Here is a 15,821-nt window from a genome sequence, read left to right as displayed (position 1 = left end):
ATTATCGTCTGATTGAGCCAGTTGTTTGAGAATGGGTAAGGTTTCTGGGTCATCTTTCCACCCCCGTGCTAATTCTTGTACTGCTGCAAGTTGCATAATCCAATCATCGTCTGATTGAGCGCGTTGTTTGAGAATGGGTAAGGTTTCTGGGTCATCTTTCCACCCTCGTGCTATTTCTTGTACTGCTGCATATCGCACATTCCCCTCATCCTCTGATTGAGCCAGTTGTTTGAGAATGGGTAAGGTTTCTGGGTCATCTTTCCACCCCCGTGCTAATTCTTGTACTGCTGAAGAGCGCACATCCCAATTATCGTCTGATTGAGCCAGTTGTTTGAGAATGGGTAAGGTTTCTGGGTCATCTTTCCACCCCCGTGCTAATTCTTGTACTGCTGAAGAGCGCACATCCCAATTATCGTCTGATTGAGCCAGTTGTTTGAGAATGGGTAAGGTTTCTGGGTCATCTTTCCACCCCCGTGCTAATTCTTGTACTGCTGCACATCGCACAACCAGATTATCGTCTGATTGAGCCAGTTGTTTGAGCCAAGGTAAGGTTTCCGGGTCATCTTTCCAAGTGGCTGCAATTGCTGCTACTGCTTGTCGGCGAATTTGATAAACTAGGCTGTGATATTCTTGAGGTGTAAAATGAGTTAGATTTCCGTACTTAGTTAACTCTTTGACTCGATCGCGCAAATTCCCAGCAATAGCAGCAATATCATTTCTCTTCTTGACTTCAGAAACACACTGCGCCGCCAAAAACAGATTGCTAAACTTGTCTGCTTCCCCATTTTCACCAATCAGATATTCCAGGATATCACCTGTAAATCTAGCATCCAGCATTCCCGCCATTAAACGCAACACTTCATGCCAAGACTCATCTCGCCAATGCTCTCTAAAAACTTCTATCAAACCATCTAAATCAAGCGTTTTTGGTTTGTCAAATTGCCGCACAAACTCCCAAGCACAAAAATATTCCAAAAACGTGCGGTGGACAAAAGCATAATAATCTTCATTGTATCCACCCAAGAAGCACAAGATAAAATTGCGATCGCGCAGTTGGTCTACCATCAACTTAGCACAAGCAGTTGCCCCAGTTCCCATCAAGCCGGTCAATGAATCAGTAATAGTTTGCCGCAAATCCTCGCGACTAATAATATTTCCGGCTAATCCTTTGCCGCTAGACTGCATTGTGTAGGCAATTCGCCCGCAGATACTTTGTTTGACTTCTTCATCAATTACATAAGGGTCAACTCTGTCATTATTTAGTTTTTCTTTCACTTCAAAGTCCCATTTATGCAGCAGCACTTTTGATGCTTCTTCATAGAGTTTCGCCCGAAAGCGCGGTAACTCCTGATTGCGATTGAGAATTGCCATCATTGTCAGCAAGAGCGGATTTCCGGCTAATTCTCGAATTGAATTCGATGTCGCAATCGCTTGCTGCAAGCGTTCTAAAAGAGCAGCTTTTTTTAAGCGATCTATCAATGTCAAATCGTGCCACTTCTGGATAAAATTTTGAATCTGTTCCGGTTCAAAATCTTGCAGAATAAAGTGATGAAATTCGGCATTTTTTAGTCGCTGCTGCTGGTAGCCAATCACGCGAGAAGTGACGATTGTTTTCACCGTTGGATATTTTTGAGTGAAGCTATGAATTTGGTCAACAATCCGATTGCGTTTTTCCAACTCGAACACTTCATCTAGCCCGTCAAACATGACAACAGCGCGGCCAGCTTGCAGCCATTCGTGCAGGATATTTTTGTCTAAATGATCGATCCGACTAGAGTCGCACTCGATAAATTCTAGAAAATTATCGCACTTTTTTTCATCTTGACTGCGATTGTATTTCCGCAATTCAATCAGTAAGTGAATCGGGTGCAATGACAAATCATTAGCAGATAATTTTGCCCACTGAAGCGTCAGATATTTTAACAGCGTAGATTTCCCAGAACCCGGATCGCCTAGAATTACTAGATAACGGTAAGTGACATCCTCAATCACGTCGAGCACTGAGCGAGTTTGCTGTTGAGTGTAAGCTTTTTGGTAGCGTTCAAAATCTTCGGGACTTACTTCGGAGGCTATGTCGCCCCGTTCCCGCAATCGCTTTTGAATCTCCTTGGGCAATTCATAATCTTTGGGCAAATATTCCTGACACGATCGCGCGTTTTGGGGAATAAATATTTCTTTAATTGTCAGTTTTCCTTCGTATTCTCCAGACCTCTTATCTAAATTGTCTAAATTCAACGAATATTCATATAGTTCTAGCAGTCCTTCTTGATAACTTTCTAACTTAAATTCAGCCGGAATCGGAGCAATTGTTGCGAGACTCTGCTCCATGCTGGCAAATTGATTTGTGTTTAAAATTTGTCGCAGTTCAGCATTTTGCTGGATAATTAATTTAACGCTTGTCAGATACTTTTCTGCCACTTGTTCCCAACTAAACGTATCGGGAAGCGAGGAAACAGGTTGCTCCTGTAAAAAATTAGTCGGTAGAATCTGAGTGAAGGTGGGCAAATTCCGTCGCACCGGATGTTGCAAGCGCAAATTTTGCCAGTGCTGAGCTAAAATACCAGTGTTTAAATATTTACAATTGCCTTGAAACGCAGTTCCCAAAACTTGCCTGACATCAGGTTGTTTGAGAAATTGGCGTAACGGTTGCAAGTATTGCTGGATCTGTTTTTTATCTAAGTGCGATCGCTCTAATTCCTGCTCGAACAATATAATAAAGGATTTGAGGGCATCGCGAACAGCATTTTGAGCGAAGGGCTTTTTACCAAGTCCTTCAACATCTTTAATACAACCTTTAAAAAAATCTTTAACGTAGTCGTCGAAAGCTTCTTTAGCCAAGTCTTGCACAATAGGGCCGACCAACAACCAACCCAAACCCAAACCCGCGCTGACTGGATCTACCATTGCTTTTTGCTCGATTTGTATACTTTAATTTGAAATTATTATAGCGAGGCTGAAAAGTTTAGCTACGGGTAAGGACGCGAGACATCGCCCATAAATATCAATAAATATCAACTTAATGCACTTTCCCGCACTCCGCCAGCGGTTTAAACCCCTGCCGGAGTGTGAAAAAGCGCATTATTATGCAGCTTACCTTGCCGGCGGCTTACTGTCAGCCGATCGCACTTTCCGGCGAATCAACACACTCATCACCTGCTTCGGATTTGCCGCGCGCTGTAGGGGACTCCAATCGCCGACTTCAGCAAATCCCAGCCGGTACAAAGTAAGAATCGTTTCCCTGACACCCTGGGGCGAACCCACAACCGTTACCAGCACCACATCCTGTTCGGATACTGCTGCGGGCTCGGAATTTGGGCAATCAAATTCGTTTTCGTCGGACACGAATTCCTGTGACATATTATGTTCTCCTGACTTTGGGTTTTCTAAGAAAACCCAAAAATCCAGCCGCCCCGCATTTCAACACACAGCAGGGCGGCCACAGAGAATGTTAAGATACTCCGTTAGCCTCCAGACTGCTAGTTCCAGTTTGGCGGTTATGCTGTCCATTGCTGCTGGTAACAGCTTTGGGCAGTGCAACTAGATTTTTGGGCGACGCGGGCTGCCTCCTCTACAAGCAAAGCAACCTTTCACTTAAAAGCGTAGCCGCAGATGGGGGCCGCCGTCAATCGATTTTAGATTTTAGATTTTAGATTTTACCAAGCTCCAGCGTGGCAACGCAGATATGCTCTGCCTCCGTCTTGTTGAGAGTGTTTTGATGCGGAATTGGATAGTTATCAGACAATACGGTTCAGATAAGATAGTCCTGTAGGAAAAACTATGTGAAAAATAGATACTGCGATTGCTTCGTGACTCGCTGCGGACAACCGCTAACTGAACCGTATTGAGTTATCAGATTAGAATCAATTTCAGAAGTGCGATCCGACCCCGCTCTCATCTGCTGTTTCCCCCCGCAGAGCATATTTAAAATAGCGAGCAGCGGCGCTTTAAAGCTGCTTGCAAAAGAGTGTTGTACAGTTTTTCCTTAACAGTATAAGCGCCGAATCTTTCCAAGTGCGGATTGTTCATTTGAGCGTCGAACATCAGATAAGATCGATCGCGCAATCTCTCCACCAACTTCACCATCGCCACCTTAGAACCCTCGGGAATTCGGTAAAACATCGACTCCCCAATAAACGCACCGCCGATCGACAATCCGAGAATACCGCCCGCCAATTCGTCGCCGCACCAAGTCTCGAAGCTGTAAGCCCAACCGGCCTCATACAAACCCCAGTAAATCTTCTTGAGCTCCTTAGAAATCCAAGTCGTTTCGCGATCGGCACAACCCTCAACCACCGCCCCAAAATCGCGGTTCACAGCCACCGAAAATCGATTTTGATTGATTTGGCGGCGCAGGGATTTGGGATAGGTAAATCTTTCATCCAGGGGAATCAGCGCCCGCTGCCTGCTCGAATACCACCCCAAACTTTCCTCGCCGTCATTTGCCATCAAGAAATAGCCTTGCGCGTATCCTTGTATAATTGTCGGTATATCATATTGCATATATTTATCAGTTGTCATTTCTCAGTTAACTTTTCAAAGTCAACATTAGCAATTAGGAATAGTCATGTCTGAAACCATCGAACCTATTACCTTACCGCCCGCCAAAAACCCTGAGCAAGAAGGGCAATGGCTCCAACAAACGCTGCTGGCGTGGCTAGACTCCGAGTTTATCCCAGAAGCAGCCAACCAGCAAATAGCTAAAAGAGCTGCCCAAATCTATGTCCGCCAGCGCATGGAAGGCGAAAATGACGTGGGCAGCCTCGTAATTGCGATCGTCACCGAAATGCAGGCCTATGATTTTTCTAAAAGCTTCTACGGCGAATTTGCGATCGCCAATGCCGTCAGCGACTTGTTACTCGAAAGTCTCGGCATCGATAAATGCTGCGGCCAGTGAAGCAAGAAGGAGGAAAATTTAATTCATAAGTCTGAAACAAAAATCAACCCCAAACCTAATCCTGCCGATTAATTGTGAGTTTTTTTCTTCTTCCTTCCTTCTTCCTTCTTCCTTCGTGCTACCAGCTAGACTTCACAACACCGGGCAAAAGACCTTCGTGAGCCATTTCTCGCATCATGTTGCGAGACAGTCCGAAGTCACGATAGTAACCTCTGGGCCGTCCAGTTGCCCAGCAGCGGTTCCGCAAGCGAGTCCGCGAACTGCTGCGGGGTAGCTGTTGTAGTTGGCGGTGAATCGCCATTTTGTCCATCTGATTGTTAGCTTGGTCAAACTGGTCTTTCAGGTCTTCCCGCTTGTCGGCGTACTTGTCTACGAGTCTCTGGCGCTTTTTCTCGCGCTCCACCATGCTCTTTTTAGCCATAATCTGTTGATATCCTTAGATAAATCACAATCTACTATTTTACTATATTTTTGTCTTTTTGGATAACTTTAGTTTTAAATATTTTTATTTACACACAACAACTTATCTCATTTGCAGGGTGCCTCAGCTAATATTGTGCGATCGACAGTTGCTCGAATTCGAGCTGACGCAGCTTAGGAACTACTCCTGGTTCTCGCCAAGAGTTTGTTGTGCAGCGTGTCGAATGTGGAGGATGCGAACTGCGGACACATCTTCACTTTCGGCAATAGTGAAAAGAATGCGGTATGAGTTGCGCCCTTTACCATAAAGTAACTGCCTAATTTCTTTACTGAAGTATTGATTTTCCCTGGCTATAGGACAACGTTTGGGCATCGCTGATAAAGACTCGATCGCTTTCAACAATCCCTCATACCACTCCCTGGCTTTCTCTGGTGATGTCATCTGAGATAATAGCAGGAATGCACTATCCGCTTGTGCTTCTGCAACGCTAGAAATTTCAATGAGATATGTCATCAGTTTGTTGGAAAACTGTACTTGGTGCGCTGTGATTTAGCAAATTCATCAAAAGAACGGAACCGTCCTAACTCAAAATCATTTAACCCCTCCTGAATACCCTCAATAGCTTCTTCAGAGTCTCGGGCTTCCCATTCTAATATTCTAGTTAGCAATTGGGCAGCAACAAGGCTAATATCTTGTCCTTCCCGATCGGCTTTTTCGCGAAGTAGTGCCTCTAATTCTGGACTGAGGGAAATCGCAATACTCATATACTTACTTCCTTAGCATTAAGCTGTTGACAATAATTATAGCAAACTCAAAAAACTATCGACCTATCGAGTTCATTTATAAACTATTCATTTCAGCAATTGTAAGGTGCGTCAGATTCTATATTTTAATGCTAGTTGCTAGCCTCGGCACTGACGCACCCCTGCGTAATATTAGCAGAAGGACACAAATCTGCAAGTTCGCAAATATTGCAAGCCGGATTTCTCGCATTACAAACCGCCCTGCCGTGATAAACCAACCGAATCGACCAATTTTCCCAATCCGGCTGCGGCAACAATATCATCAAATCCCGCTCGATCCTTATAGGATCGGTATGTTCGGTCAATCCTAACCGCTGACTCAAACGTTTGACGTGAGTGTCTACGGTCACGCCCATATTAATACCAAAAGCGTGGGCGAGAACGACATTAGCCGTTTTGCGGGCAACTCCGGGCAATTCTAGCAGGAGTTCCATCCGCTGCGGCACTTGATTGTTAAATTTATTGACGATCGCCTGACAAGCACCTTTAATATTTTTAGACTTATTCCGGTAGAAACCAGTCGATCGCACGAGACGCTCCAATTCTTCTATATCAGCATTTGCCAAAGCCACCGCATCGGGAAAACGCTCAAACAAAGCCGGCGTTACCAGATTTACTCGCTCGTCCGTACACTGAGCCGAGAGAATCGTCGCCACCAGCAACTGCACGGGAGTTTCGTAGTTGAGAGTGCAAGGAGCTTCTGGATAGAGGCGTTTGAGGCGAATCAGAATTTCGAGCGAGCGTTGTTTTAAACTTAACTTTTTAGTCATTAGTCAGTAGTCAGTAGTCATTAGTCATTAGTCATTAGTCAGTAATCAGTAGTCATTAGTCATTAGTTATTTGTTTTTAAGTGGTTCCCAGGCACGACTGGGGAACCCATAACCAGAGGTTCTGCCTCGCTTGCGTCGGAAAAAAAGAAGAGGGAAAAATAGGAAAATATGAAAACGGAAAACTAGACATAATTCTTCCTTCTTCCTTCTTCCTTCTTCCTTCTTCCTTCATTTACTATTGCATGAAATTTCGCAAATCAAACCCAGCCAAATTAGCAGTATCGCGAATAATCAAGAAAATCCCCAAACCCAGCAACAACACCAAACCTGTCTGCATGACATTTTCCTGAATGCGGTTCGGCAGAGGCTTGCCCCGCAGTCCTTCTATTAACAGAAAAGCTAGCTGACCGCCGTCCAAAGCAGGTAAAGGCAAGATATTAATCACAGCCAAATTGATGCTAATTAGCACAGCATACTGAAACAAACTCGCAGCATCCGATTTAGCAATCCCTGCACCAATCGCCACAATCGCCACTGGCCCGGACAACTTGTCGGCAGTCTGGCTGAAATTGCTAAGTAACTGCCCGAAACCTTGCACCGTCAGCACCACAATCCGCTCAAATTCTTTGGCGGCCTTGCTAAACGCCTCTACAAATCCGGCCCTCTGCCGCACCACAGTGCCGTTAGAAGTTAGCTGCACGCCAATGCGACCTTTGCCGTCGGGCGACTCTTCAGGAGTTACTGTCACCACAAATTTTTGTTCTTGGCGCTGAATTTCCAACGCTAGGGGTTGGTTGGGATGATCTTGGATTGCTGCGACCAATAATTTGACTGCTTCGCCGGAAGCGCCCAATTCCTTGCCGTCAACAGACAGAACAACGTCGCCCGATCGAATTCCCGCTTGTTTGGCGGCCGAACTGACTTCGGCGGCGACTTCCGGGACTTTAACTCCCGGTAGGTAGTTCATTTGTGCAGCGCCGACAGTGGTCAATTGCACCACCAGCAGGAAATAAGCAAAAATTAAGTTGGCAATTACCCCTGCACTAATGACGATCGCCCGATCGAGTACGGGGCGATTTTTGAGCAAATTCGGGTCATTTGGGGGAATTGTACTGTCGGGATCGTCGTCCGGGAAACCCACGAAACCTCCCAGGGGAAAGGCGCGGAGGGCGTATTCAGTTTCCGGGCCTTGGTACTTCCAGAGGATTGGCCCGAAACCGATGGAGAAGCGGTTGACGTGGATGTGTTGAAGTCTCGCCGCCAAGAAGTGGCCGAGTTCGTGAACGACAATCAAGATACCTAAAACTGCGATCGCTGCCAAAACTGACATGAAGGATTCCACTAACACTTTTACTGGACTTTGATTTATTTTAATATCTTTTTAATATCGGTGGCTTCGGAGGGGCAATTTTCAGTCAAACTGGAAGGTGGTGTTTTTGTCGGAAGTCCCGGCTGCTGCGATCGACCCGACGCTGCCAAACCGATCGCGCGATCGTACCTGAGTTTACCTCTAAAACCCATTCCCATTACCAATTCCCTATTACAAATTACCCATTACCAATTCCCTGTTAGCCATTCGCCATTATGAAAGACACTTCTTTGAATATTATCGCTATTTCTATCTTTGCCATCACCATTTCAATATTGTTGGGCCCCCTATTCAACTTGCCAGAAGCCGTACCTGCGATCGCCACTTTTTGCCTGTTGGGGCTAGCCACCCTCGACAGTTTCCAGTGGCAAGGTCAAGGCGGTACTATTTTATTAGATTGGCTGGGGGGAACTTCCAAACAAAAGCGCGATCGTATCCTTCACCACGAAGCCGGACACTTCCTAGTCGCGTACCTCTTGGGAATTCCCGTAACCAGCTACGCCCTCAACGCTTGGGAAGCATTTAAACAAGGTCAAACAGCCCAAGGAGGCGTGCGATTTGAAGACGAACAATTAGCATCTCAACTCCAAAATGGCACTCTTTCCGCCCAACTTTTAGACCAATACTGCACCGTATGGATGGCCGGAATAGTCGCCGAAAAATTTGTTTACGGCAGTGCAGAAGGAGGAGCAGAAGACCGCACCAAAATTAGTGCAATTTTAACACAACTGCGCCGTCCCAGTTCCGAGATTCAACTCAAACAAAACTGGGGTTTGCTGCGAGCAAAAAACCTGATCGAAAGCCACAAATCAGCTTACGAAGCCCTAGTAGCAGCAATGGAAGAAAGAGCAACTGTTGCCGAATGCTGCGACATAATTCAGCAAAATTTATAGGAAAAAGATTACGCACTCTTGCCTTATAAACCCGGTTTATCTCTAGATTTCTCACAAAGACAGGACTTACGCACCGCCTCAATATATAGTGTTTTGTAGGGGCAAACCCCCCGTGGTTGCCCCCATACCTGGAATGATTGCGTAAGTCCTAAAAGACAAAAAATTTGCGTATAAACCTAGTTTAAGAGCGTATTATAGGGATTAAAAATTCATGTCAGAACCAAAAGATTTCCCAACAACACTGCAAACAGCGAACCCAAATACAGAAAAATTGTTGTGGCTGTTCGGTTTCCGGATCGACCCCGGCACCGAAATACCAAATCTATATACTTTAATTGTCTATGGAGAACAAGAGCCACCCTTAGTAGCCGGCGGTCAACTTGTATTTTTTACCCGCCCAGAACTAGCGATTAACGCTCTCCAATTGTGCAATATCGATGTCAGCGAACTGGGAAAGCCACCCACACAAATAGACGCTATTTGCGACATTGCAGAAACGCTGTACTTGCTCGATGCCGAAGATTTTGACGAGTCAGCTACTATCCTCAACTGTTTGAACGCGCTTTTCGATTTAGTGAAAGCTACTTTAATACCGATGCCAACTGAATACAAGCGCATACTTTATGATTTTGCAGACCATTTGAATATTGAGGAAGAGTTTGCAAGTTTTTTAGACGCAGAAGATATTCAGCGCTCGGAAATTGTCAATGCCATTTTGTGGTGTGTGGGAGCAATTACAGCTAAATCTAGATTGTTGACCGAGTAATTTAATAAAAACTAGAATGTGACTCGATAATAGATAATATAGCAAAAGGAAATTGTGCCATGACTGTAACAGATGTACGCTTGTGGACTGTAGCCGAATACCGCCGGATGACCGAAACTGGCATTCTCAATCCCGATGAACGAGTCGAATTAATTGACGGGCAAATTATTTCAATGAGTGCAAAAAATCCTCCCCACGCAGCAACTAACCTCTGTGCAGCCGACTATCTGAGAAATCTGCTGGCAGGACTTGCTTTAATTCGCATTCAAGACCCGGTTACTCTAAGTATAAATTCAGAACCAGAACCCGATATTGCTGTAGTGCAAATCGACCCTCGGCTGTACCAAGATTTTCATCCCGCACCCGACAATATTTTATTATTAATAGAAATAGCTGACACGACTTTAGAAACAGACCGCAAGCGGAAAGCACCGGCTTATGCTAAGGCGGGAATTAGTGATTATTGGATACTTGATTTTAACACGCGGCAAGTTTATGTTTTTCGCGAACCGGGCGAGGCCAACAACCGACAAGAAACAGTATTTAATGAAGATGATGTTTTGTCAATGCTGACCTTTCCAGAAATAGAAGTTCAGATTTCGCAACTGTTTCCTTAAGTCTGTGGGCTGCGGGTTTATCGATATCTTTAGCTACGGATCGATATTTCGGCTAAAACCAGCCCCTTGTATGGTGCGTAGCTGCTACGGTATCTACGGGTATTGTGTATATTGATATCGCTCGAATTACCACAACGTTGTGGGGCGGGTTCACAAACCATACATAACAATGACCGACAATTCATATAAACCCGCCCCCACCCCACCGTAAATCTGAACGTACATTTGGCTTGGAAAGTTGGGTGGGGGCGGGTTTTTGAGATTGTTGGTTTTGGGGCGATTATTGTTGGTGAACCCGCCCCAACAAATCTATCAATTACCAATTATCAATTACCAATTATTCAGAATAATCCCGATCGCTACAAAAAACTTAGTATTAGGGCGTAGCGCGAGTTATACTCCTACTGGAAAGACTGTGACTGCCAAAAAATCTCGAAATCAAAGTTTATGAGCAACACTTCCGGGCCTGAACCAGCCGCCAACAACCCCGCAACAAAAAAACTCAGTTTCTCGACAAAATTAGCTTACGGTGCCGGCGACCTCGGCCCGGCAATTACCGCTAATGTTTTGGCCTTTTACCTCCTAGTTTTCTTTACCAATGTCGCTGGTTTACCGGCCGGCTTAGCCAGTAATATTTTGGTAGTTGGCAAGGTTTGGGATGCCATAAATGACCCGATTGTGGGCGTTTTGAGCGATCGCACTTCTCACCCTTGGGGCCGCCGATATCCTTGGATAATATATGGTGGCATTCCCTTCGGCATATTCTTCTTATTGCAGTGGATAGTACCTAGCACGGATCACACAGTGTTATTTTGGTACTATGTTGCGATCAGCATTTTGTTCAACACCGCCTACACCGCTGTCAATCTTCCCTACACTGCCCTGACTCCAGAACTTACTCAAGACTACAACGAACGCACTAGCCTTAATAGTTTTCGGTTTGCTTTCTCCATTGGCGGCAGCATCTTTTCCTTAATCTTAGCTCTAATTATCTTTGCTGTATTTGAAAAGAACCCGAATCAACAATATTTAGTATTAGGTGCAATCTGTGCAGTTATCTCTGTCTTGCCTTTGTACTGGTGCGTTTTGGGAACTCGCAAGCACGTGGCAGCCCAACTATTAGAAAACGCAGAACTAGATAATTCTACATCCTTGCCACTGAAAGAACAGTTGCAGATTGCATTTAGCAATCGTCCTTTTTTGTACGTCATTGGAATTTATCTTTTTTCTTGGCTGGGAGTGCAGTTGACTGCTACTATTATTCCCTACTTTGTTGTTAACTGGATGCAACAGCCACAGTACGTTTTTAGCTTGGTGGCGATCGCAGTTCAAGGCACTGCATTAATCATGCTATTTGTTTGGAGTAAAGTCAGCGAGAGATACGGCAAAAAAGCCGTATATTTTATGGGCATGAGTCTGTGGATTATTGCTCAAGCTGGACTATTTTTTCTGCAACCAGGACAAGTATTGCAGATGTACTTATTAGCAGTCATGGCAGGTGTCGGAGTTTCCACGGCTTATCTCATACCTTGGTCGATGATACCGGATGTGATCGAACTCGACGAACTGCAAACAGGAGAAAGACGCGAAGGCGTTTTCTATTCGTTTATGGTACTGCTGCAAAAAATCGGATTGGCAGGGGGTTTGTGGTTGGTAGGCCAAGCATTAGAAGGAGCTGGATTTCTATCTACAGTTCCGGGACAGCCTGCACCCGTACAGCCAGAGTCTGCACTGTTTGCGATTCGAGTTGCGATCGGACCTCTGCCCACAATTGCTTTAATTGCTGGCATGATTCTTACATACTTTTATCCCATAACCCGCGAAGTTCATGCAGAAATATTGTTGAAGCTGCGAGAAAGAAAAGCACAAAATCAGTAAGCCTTAATAAGGAGTAGTTGGTAATTAGTCAAATCTAAAAATAACCACTACCAATAGCTGATACGAGCGAGATCAATAGCAATCCTCCCATCTTGTGCGAACTCTTTTTGTATTTAACAATGTGTCATCTTCTTATTGCATCAGTTAATTCAAAAAAAGCCCGTTGCGCGTTTACCGAAAGGATTGCTATAGCTTGCTCGGAGGGCGAATAAAAGCGATAGTTTTAGTAATAGCCCCGGAACGCAGAAACCTAGTTTTTTTACGAAAATACATAAATCGCCCAGCGCCATCCGCCTCGGTAGAAAAACCGCGAAGGTTTGAGTTGTTCGAGATGTCGATCGAGCTTGAGAACACAAGTTATTAAATTTTATGTCTGTCGCGCACTATAGAGAGTTGTTTGTGATATAATCACCAATCTAAGTAAGTCTATATACTTAATCAGTCATCCAGCTCCTCAAAAAGTTTATAATTAAAAGAAGAAACAGATTTTTGTCGGAAATTGATTGGATTAGTTGCCGTTCCCAAAAATCTGCTGAATGTGGCTAATTATATCTACATGGGAAATGCCAAACTTTTTAGTCGGTCAGTTAGCGCGTAAGTTAACAAGTGCTTCTGCCGTGGACTCTGAACCGAAAAATGGCATTGAGGACAAACCAATACCAGCGCAAGCAGCGGCTGAGGTATTACAGTCAATTGTAAAAGTTTGGTAAAGTTAGGGAACCCGCTGTCGCGAAGCTGAGCGACACCTGAAAAAGTTGGCTTCGTCGCGGGTAAACCCTAAATACAAGCACAACGCAGCAGACTCAAATGCAGTCTGATCTAACTCTCTAGCAGTTGTAAAAGAACTTTTGCCGCCGGCATAGCATAGGGATTTAGTTATTTTTGTATACTATGTGAAAGTAGTGAGAACTATTAGAAGGAAGTGGACTCGACCAACCAATAATTTCGTGTGATATCCTTAAGCCAATGCTCAAAGTATCAACCCGAAGGCTCGCAGAAGAAAGCTGATTTTACCCACACAATATCCAAGAGGTCAACATGGAAAGAGAACAGGACGCTCATATCGTACCCATTAGCAGCCAGAGCCGACAGGTGCAGCAATTTTCCGTTGACGAGGGAGAAGAGTTAAGCGCGCAGCCTCAGAAAGGATTGAATCTAAAGCCGTTTTTGAGGACTTTTCAGCGACAAGCCCTAATCATTATTGGGATTATAGGTCTAGTAGGCGCTGGAGCTTTTTATCAGATCAAGGGAGGCAAGAAAACATATCAAGGCGATTTTCGGATGCTAGTCGAACCCGTGACAACGGAGGCAAGAATTGCTGACCCATCTGCCCTAGCCAATCGCAGTGAGGGGGGAGGAGTACCTAGTAGAGATTTTTTTAGTTTGGACTACGCAACTCAACTTCAAATTCTCCAGAGTCCTCAGATGCTGTCGGCTATTGTTAAACAAGTCCAAAAACGATATCCAGAAGTTACCGAGGAAATTCTTCAAAAAGGATTAGTCGTTTTGCGGCTGGGAGAAAATCAGATGACGCTGACTAAAATTTTGGAAGTTCGCTTCATGGGGAATGACCCTGAATTTGTTGAGTTCGTTTTACAAGAAACTAAAAAGAAATATTTAAAGTACAGTCTTGATGAACGCAAGACTCGCATTGGTGAAGGTGTAAAATTTATTGAAGACCAGCTTCCGGGACTCAATAAGCGCGTAAACAGCCTGAAATCGGAGTTACAGGTGATACAGGAGAAGCAAAAGATTACCAATCCTCAAGAACAAGGCGCGCAATTAATCCAGCAAGTTCGTACCGTAGAAACTTTAGAGTTAGAAACTCAAAGGCTACTGCAAGAACAGAAAACGCTGTACGCTAACTTGCAAAAACAATTAGATTTTACACCAAATGAAGCTATTGCCGCTTCAGCTTTAAGCGAAGAACCTCAATATAAAGAGTTGTTGACCAAGGTTAAGGAAGTAGAAGGTCAGATTGCTGTAGAAACAGCTCGTTTTAAATCAGCTAACCCTATAGTGGAAGCTTTAGAGCGCAAGCGGGCAAATTTAGTAGCTTTGCTCAACCAGCAAACTGATCGAATTTTGGGGCAAAATTTAGTAGGCACCCAAGCCAATTCTAAAGTTCAGAATTTTCAAAATTCTATTCGCATAGGCTTGATTAAACAATTGGTTGATACTGCTAACCAAGTTGAAGTCTTAGAAGCTCGCCGTCAGGCTATCAGCCAAACTAAAAACAATTTAAACCGACAAGCAACAGAATTCCCCACCATAGCCCGCCGCTACAACGAACTGCAACAGCAATTAGAAGTAGCCGCCCGCACCCGCGATCAACTTTTAAGCCAGCGGGAAACTCTGCGCGTCCAAGCAGCTCAAAGCCAAGTACCTTGGGAAATAATTTCTGAACCACAGATACTGCGAGATGCGAAGGGCAACCTGATTCCAGTTGCCACGAAAGCTAAAAACAAATTTTTGATGGCAGTTGTTGGGGCGCTAGTTTTGGGTCTGGGAGCTGCTATCCTCATTGAAAAGTTCCGCAATATTTTCTACTGTGCTGATGACGTTAAAGATGCGGTTGAAGCGCCTTTATTGGGAGCAATTCCTCTTGACAAAAATGCTAGAAAATTGCAGCCTTCTATTGCTAATGCCTATGCTTATCTGGAAGGAAAAGAGGGTAATAAGAAAAATGCTGCGGAATTTATAGAAGCTTTTGACTCTCTTTATACTAATATCCGCTTTCTTTCTTCAAATCGAACGATTAGCTCTTTGGCAATTGGTTCGGCTACAGTTGGCGAAGGCAAATCTACCGTTGCTTTAAACTTAGCTCACGTGGCAGCGCTGGCGGGTCAGCGAGTGCTGTTAGTAGACGCTAATTTGCATTCGCCAAGCCTGCACTTGCTGTTGGAACTGCCTAATGTCAAGGGATTGAGCAACTTGCTCGACCATAAAAACGAACCCAATGAAATTATCCAACGATCGCATCTAGCAGATAATCTTTTTGTATTAACTGCTGGTCTCCCGAATCCTGGTACTGCCCGACGGTTGGCATCATCTCAGATGCAGTATTTAATGGAAGAACTTCAGGCAAAATTTGACTTAGTTATCTACGATACGCCGCCGCTGGCGGACAGTAAAGATACGAATTTTTTAGCGGCGCGCACCGATGGCATACTGATGGTTGTAGCAATTCGCCAGGTTCCCTTTTCTTTAGTTCAAAAAGTTTTCAGTCAATTAGAAAATTTTGGCATACCATGCTTGGGCACAGTTGCGAATCATGCCCCTAAACGCAAGAAGTATCCAGCATCAAGATCATCAGTTGTTGAAGATAAAAATGAATATTTGAATTTGACACCAGCACCGTCTCGTATCCGCAAACTAGCTCCCAAAAAAGAGTGATATAGCAATCCTTG

16 protein-coding genes are annotated in these 15,821 nt (G+C 44.5%); 7 read left to right on the top strand and 9 right to left on the bottom strand.

Annotation, left to right across the window (positions count from 1 at the left end):
• The 3 genes from QUB08_RS05425 to aat form a co-directional block, all read right to left on the bottom strand.
• On the bottom strand, positions 1-2,904 hold a 2,904-nt coding region (locus tag QUB08_RS05425), incomplete at its 3' end, for a HEAT repeat domain-containing protein (protein ID WP_333223802.1).
• 186 nt (positions 2,905-3,090) lie between these two features.
• Entirely contained in the window at positions 3,091-3,357 is a 267-nt protein-coding gene (locus tag QUB08_RS05420; protein ID WP_333223801.1) for a hypothetical protein, read from the bottom strand.
• Positions 3,358-3,921: 564 nt separating this feature from the next.
• Complete coding sequence (gene aat / locus QUB08_RS05415) at positions 3,922-4,518, bottom strand: leucyl/phenylalanyl-tRNA--protein transferase (protein ID WP_006633846.1); 597 nt, start codon at positions 4,516-4,518, stop codon at positions 3,922-3,924.
• A gap of 46 nt (positions 4,519-4,564) precedes the next feature.
• On the opposite strand from aat, the gene QUB08_RS05410 reads away from it, so the two are divergent.
• Complete coding sequence (locus QUB08_RS05410; protein WP_190740107.1) at positions 4,565-4,894, top strand: hypothetical protein; 330 nt, start codon at positions 4,565-4,567, stop codon at positions 4,892-4,894.
• Positions 4,895-5,012: 118 nt separating this feature from the next.
• Here QUB08_RS05410 and rpsN read toward each other — a convergent pair whose 3' ends face one another.
• The 6 genes from rpsN to QUB08_RS05380 form a co-directional block, all read right to left on the bottom strand.
• Positions 5,013-5,315, bottom strand: coding sequence for a 30S ribosomal protein S14 (rpsN, locus tag QUB08_RS05405; protein WP_006633844.1), 303 nt, complete (start codon positions 5,313-5,315; stop codon positions 5,013-5,015).
• A 180-nt stretch (positions 5,316-5,495) separates the two neighbouring features.
• On the bottom strand, positions 5,496-5,828 hold the full coding sequence (locus QUB08_RS05400; RefSeq protein WP_333223800.1) for a type II toxin-antitoxin system RelE/ParE family toxin: 333 nt from the start codon (positions 5,826-5,828) through the stop codon (positions 5,496-5,498).
• Positions 5,828-6,079, bottom strand: a complete 252-nt coding sequence (locus QUB08_RS05395) for a hypothetical protein (protein WP_333223799.1) — start codon at positions 6,077-6,079, stop codon at positions 5,828-5,830. Before QUB08_RS05395 ends, QUB08_RS05400 begins: the two co-directional genes overlap by 1 nt.
• A gap of 131 nt (positions 6,080-6,210) precedes the next feature.
• Positions 6,211-6,888, bottom strand: coding sequence for an endonuclease III (gene nth, locus QUB08_RS05390; RefSeq protein WP_333223798.1), 678 nt, complete (start codon positions 6,886-6,888; stop codon positions 6,211-6,213).
• A gap of 235 nt (positions 6,889-7,123) precedes the next feature.
• Positions 7,124-8,218, bottom strand: a complete 1,095-nt coding sequence (rseP, locus tag QUB08_RS05385) for an RIP metalloprotease RseP (protein ID WP_333223797.1) — start codon at positions 8,216-8,218, stop codon at positions 7,124-7,126.
• Positions 8,219-8,253: 35 nt separating this feature from the next.
• A complete protein-coding gene (locus tag QUB08_RS05380) occupies positions 8,254-8,409 on the bottom strand; it encodes a hypothetical protein (RefSeq protein ID WP_333219142.1) in 156 nt (51 codons plus the stop codon).
• 63 nt (positions 8,410-8,472) lie between these two features.
• Between QUB08_RS05380 and QUB08_RS05375 the strand changes: the two genes are divergently transcribed.
• From QUB08_RS05375 to QUB08_RS05350, 6 genes are all read left to right on the top strand, one after another.
• A complete protein-coding gene (locus tag QUB08_RS05375) occupies positions 8,473-9,150 on the top strand; it encodes an ATP-dependent Zn protease (protein WP_333223796.1) in 678 nt (225 codons plus the stop codon).
• 211 nt (positions 9,151-9,361) lie between these two features.
• A complete protein-coding gene (locus QUB08_RS05370; protein WP_333223795.1) occupies positions 9,362-9,916 on the top strand; it encodes a hypothetical protein in 555 nt (184 codons plus the stop codon).
• Between the two features lie 59 nt (positions 9,917-9,975).
• A complete protein-coding gene (locus tag QUB08_RS05365; RefSeq protein WP_333223794.1) occupies positions 9,976-10,533 on the top strand; it encodes a Uma2 family endonuclease in 558 nt (185 codons plus the stop codon).
• 447 nt (positions 10,534-10,980) lie between these two features.
• Positions 10,981-12,411: an MFS transporter gene (locus QUB08_RS05360; protein WP_333223793.1), complete on the top strand. Its 1,431-nt coding sequence runs from the start codon at positions 10,981-10,983 to the stop codon at positions 12,409-12,411.
• Positions 12,412-12,947: 536 nt separating this feature from the next.
• Positions 12,948-13,121, top strand: coding sequence for a hypothetical protein (locus QUB08_RS05355; protein ID WP_333223792.1), 174 nt, complete (start codon positions 12,948-12,950; stop codon positions 13,119-13,121).
• Positions 13,122-13,449: 328 nt separating this feature from the next.
• Positions 13,450-15,807 (top strand): polysaccharide biosynthesis tyrosine autokinase, encoded by a 2,358-nt coding sequence (locus tag QUB08_RS05350; RefSeq protein WP_333223791.1) that lies wholly within the window; start codon positions 13,450-13,452, stop codon positions 15,805-15,807.
• Positions 15,808-15,821: the final 14 nt, after the last annotated feature.

The sequence above is a fragment of the Microcoleus sp. BR0-C5 genome (assembly GCF_036705045.1).
Taxonomy (GTDB): domain Bacteria; phylum Cyanobacteriota; class Cyanobacteriia; order Cyanobacteriales; family Microcoleaceae; genus Microcoleus.
Note: the sequence above shows the minus strand (reverse complement) of the source record. Positions and strands in the feature narration are given on the sequence as shown.